A 3,609-nucleotide genomic window follows, 5' to 3' on the forward strand; every position below is an offset into this window, starting at 1 on the left:
AAATGGTAAGATGGAAGATTTTTGCTGTTTTGGATGTTATCTGATAAATAAAACCACCGGTCTTCGTGGTGATGAAGGCACGGCAATGGCTTTCCTTGGAAAGTTTGGATTTGGATATTTCCTTGCAATGATTGTAATGATGCTTAGCACTTATATATACGGCTCTCATTTTGTTGACCCAAACGACAAAGAGATGCAGCTTTTCACAGGATTTATCAAATACGTAATCCTTGTTTTATCCACTCCTGTTATGCTGATTCTTGGCGTTCCTATTCTTAAAAACTCTTTTTCAAAAGAAAATTTATTAAACTTTAATACAGATACGCTTATTGCCATTGGCTCGTTCTCTGCTTATTTTCTTTCTGTTTATTCAGTTTTAACCGGTAAGAATGCAATATATTTTGAAACCGCAACGATGATTTTAGTTTTAGTAACATTTGGAAGATATTTAGAGACATCTTCGAGAGTAAAAGCTTCAAACTTTATGAAACAGCTAATGGATCTAACTGCAAAAAAAGCAACGGTTATTAAAAACGATGTAGAAGTTGAAGTTCCGGTTGAAGAAGTTAAAGTTGGAGATATAGTCAAAATTCGTCCGGGTGAAAAAGTACCGGCTGATGGTGTAATAGTAGAAGGAATTGGTCATGTTGACGAATCGGTTTTAACTGGAGAGATAAACCCGGTGTTGAAAAAATCTGGGGATTATCTGTATGCTGGAACAACTGTTTTAGATGGAAGTTTTAAGATAAAGGTTGATAAACCACAATCACAGTGGACGTTAAACAGATTCATCGAGATAATGAAGCAAATAAGAAATACAAAAGCTCCAATAAACAGAATAGCTGACAGAATAGCTTTTTACTTTTTACCGATAGTGTTTTTCTTGTCAATTTCTTCATTTATCTATTGGTATGTAAACTCCGGGTTTGAAAAGGCTTTAATTGTGTTTTTATCTGTGTTGCTTATATCTTGTCCTTGTGCGTTTAGTATTGGTGCTCCCTTGGCTCTATGGCTTGGACTTGGTCAAGCAATGAAAGAAGGAATCATTGTTAAAGGTGCAGATGTTCTTGAAAAAATAGCATCTGTTAAAAAAGTGTTTTTTGATAAAACAGGAACGATTACAGAAAGAATAATGGAAGTTTCAAAAACATTCTTCAAAAATGATGAAGCAAAAGATATTTTCTATTCCTTAGAGAAAAACTCAGAACATCCTTTGGCTGTAAGTTTTGTAAAATGGTGTAAAGATTGTAAAGAGTTAAAAGTAGAAAATTTTAAAGTCCATTACGGGCTTGGTGTTTCTGGTGAAATAAACGGCAAAAAATACTATCTTGGAAGTCAAGAGTTTTTAAAAAATGTTCAAATTGATGAGAATATAAAAAATCTAATCAACCAAGCATTAGAAAATGGAGAGATTATAACATATTTGACAGATGGAAAAGAAATTCTTACAGTTGTGATATTTTCTCAAAAAATCAGACCAGAAGCAAAAATAACATTTGACGCTCTCAAAAAGCTAAAAGTAGAGACAGAAGTTTTGACAGGAGACTCTGAATATTTTGCAAAAGTTTTAAGGAAAGCCCTTGATATAGAAAATGTTAGAGCAAACCTTAAACCGGAAGATAAATTAAGAATTATAGAAGAAGAAAAAAGTAAAGGAAAAACTGTTGCAATGGTTGGCGATGGTATAAATGATGCTCCGGCTTTAGCAAAGGCAGATATAGGAATTGCTATGGGTTGCGGAACAGACCTAACAAGAGAATCGGCCAACGTTAGCCTGATAGGTGATGATTTGAGAAAAATTCCACTTCTTATAATCTTGGCAAGAAAGGTTAAAAGAGTAATTTATACAAATATGTTTTGGGCTTTCATTTACAACATAATAGGAATGGGTCTTGCAATAACCGGACATCTAAACCCAATTTTTGCAGCTCTTGCAATGGTATTAAGCAGTGTATTTGTAATAGGAAACTCTTTAAGAGTTAAGATAAGTTAGGTTGAAGTGTAAAAAATTATCAATTTATTTTCTTTAAAGGGTTGGTTCTTCGGACTAAAGTCCTCAGGATGACTGGTGTGGTGAGCCAAGGGAGTAAATTCTTCGGCTTTAAGTCTAAGGATGGCAAAAACCTGCCAAAGGTGTCATTCTGAAGCCGGCAAAAAATCTATTTTTACTCTCTTTCCTAAGAAGATATTAGAAAAGTTGACAAATAAAGGTAAACTTACAAAAAATTTAGAACAGCCCCCCATTTTCCTAATCATTTTTTTATCTTAAATTCTCATGTGCCTTATCTATTATGTTTTTAATATGCCCATCAGACAATGTTTTACAATCTTCTGATTTTTTTTCTATCAAAGCTAAAAATTCTATATTACCTTCCGGTCCTTTTATTGGAGAAAAGTCTAAATCTTTTATACAGTAGCAGGACTGCATTAAGCTTTCAATTACAGACTTTATGGCTTTAAAATGCAGTTCTTTATCTCTAACAACGCCGTCTTTTACTTCCTTTTTTGATAATTCAAACTGTGGCTTGATTAAAATTATTCCTTTAAAATCTTCCTTTAATAAATTATAAATGTTTGGAAGTATTTTTGTAATGGATATAAAAGATACATCGCAAACCAATATATCAATCTTTTCCGGAATTTCATTTTCAGTTAAATACCTTGCATTAAACTCTTCTATTGAAATAACTCTACTGTCAGCTCTTAATTTTTCATGAAGCTGATTTTTTCCAACGTCAACCGCATATACTTTTTTAGCCCCATTTTGAAGCAGACAGTCAGTAAATCCACCGGTTGAAGAGCCAATATCAAGACAAATCTTATCTTTTACATCAAGATTAAAAACTTTCAAACCTTTTTCTAACTTAAATCCACCTCTTGAAACATAAGGCATTTTTTCTTTGATGTGGATGTTTGCATCTGTTGGAACTTTTGTGCCCGGTTTGTCTATTTTCTGATTGTTCACAAAAACAACGCCAGACATAATAAGAACTTGTGCTTTCTCTCTGCTTTCAACTAAACCTTTATCTACCAATAACTTATCTATTCTTTCTTTCTGAGCTTTCAATTTTTATGCGTAGATAGAGATGCTACCGTTTTGATTTTCTGGAGGTTTTTTAGCTTGATTTACATTCTGTGTTTGCTGTATTATCTGATAGTTTAACTGCTTCATCATCTCAAGAACTTGTTTAAATAGCTCAACTTGAAATTGGTCTACCGGGTTTACTTGCATGGTTTACACCTCACTCTTTATAAACTTTTCTTCTAAAAATATCTTTTGGAGAAACTACCTTTTCTATAAAAACTTTTCCTTCTAAATGGTCTATTTCATGCTGAATAACAACAGCTTCAAAGCCTTCTGTGTCAAATGTTATTAAATTTCCGTTTATATCCTGTGCTTCTACTTTAATATAGTAAAATCTTTTTACATTTCCAGTGTAGTCTGGAACTGACATGCAACCTTCTCTGAAAATTATTTCACCTTCTGCATGAACTATCTTTGGATTGGATAAAACCATCAAACCATGGGAAACTTTATTTGTTTTATGGGTAGATTTTGATGTGTCTACGATTATTGCTCTTATAGGATTGTTCACCTGTGGTGCGGCT

General features: G+C 33.0%; 4 protein-coding genes. 1 reads left to right on the top strand and 3 read right to left on the bottom strand.

The window, feature by feature from the left end; all coding sequences use genetic code 11:
* A partial coding sequence (locus tag SULYE_RS06960) for a heavy metal translocating P-type ATPase (RefSeq protein WP_007547898.1) occupies positions 1–1,993 on the top strand: 1,993 nt, incomplete at its 5' end.
* A 267-nt stretch (positions 1,994–2,260) separates the two neighbouring features.
* Here the strand turns inward: SULYE_RS06960 and SULYE_RS06965 are convergent.
* The 3 genes from SULYE_RS06965 to SULYE_RS06970 form a co-directional block, all read right to left on the bottom strand.
* A complete protein-coding gene (locus tag SULYE_RS06965) occupies positions 2,261–3,067 on the bottom strand; it encodes a TlyA family RNA methyltransferase (RefSeq protein ID WP_007547900.1) in 807 nt (268 codons plus the stop codon).
* 3 nt (positions 3,068–3,070) lie between these two features.
* Positions 3,071–3,232 (bottom strand): hypothetical protein, encoded by a 162-nt coding sequence (locus SULYE_RS08430; protein WP_007547901.1) that lies wholly within the window; start codon positions 3,230–3,232, stop codon positions 3,071–3,073.
* Positions 3,233–3,242: 10 nt separating this feature from the next.
* The coding region (locus SULYE_RS06970; protein WP_007547902.1) for a peptide deformylase at positions 3,243–3,609 on the bottom strand (367 nt) is incomplete at its 5' end.

Source organism: Sulfurihydrogenibium yellowstonense SS-5 (assembly GCF_000173615.1).
In the GTDB taxonomy this organism is placed as follows: domain Bacteria; phylum Aquificota; class Aquificia; order Aquificales; family Hydrogenothermaceae; genus Sulfurihydrogenibium; species Sulfurihydrogenibium yellowstonense.

Bases quoted from the DNA above. Each gene is read 5' to 3' on its own strand.
- SULYE_RS08430 (WP_007547901.1), bottom strand. From the start codon at position 3,232: ATGCAAGTAAACCCGGTAGACCAATTTCAAGTTGAGCTATTTAAACAA.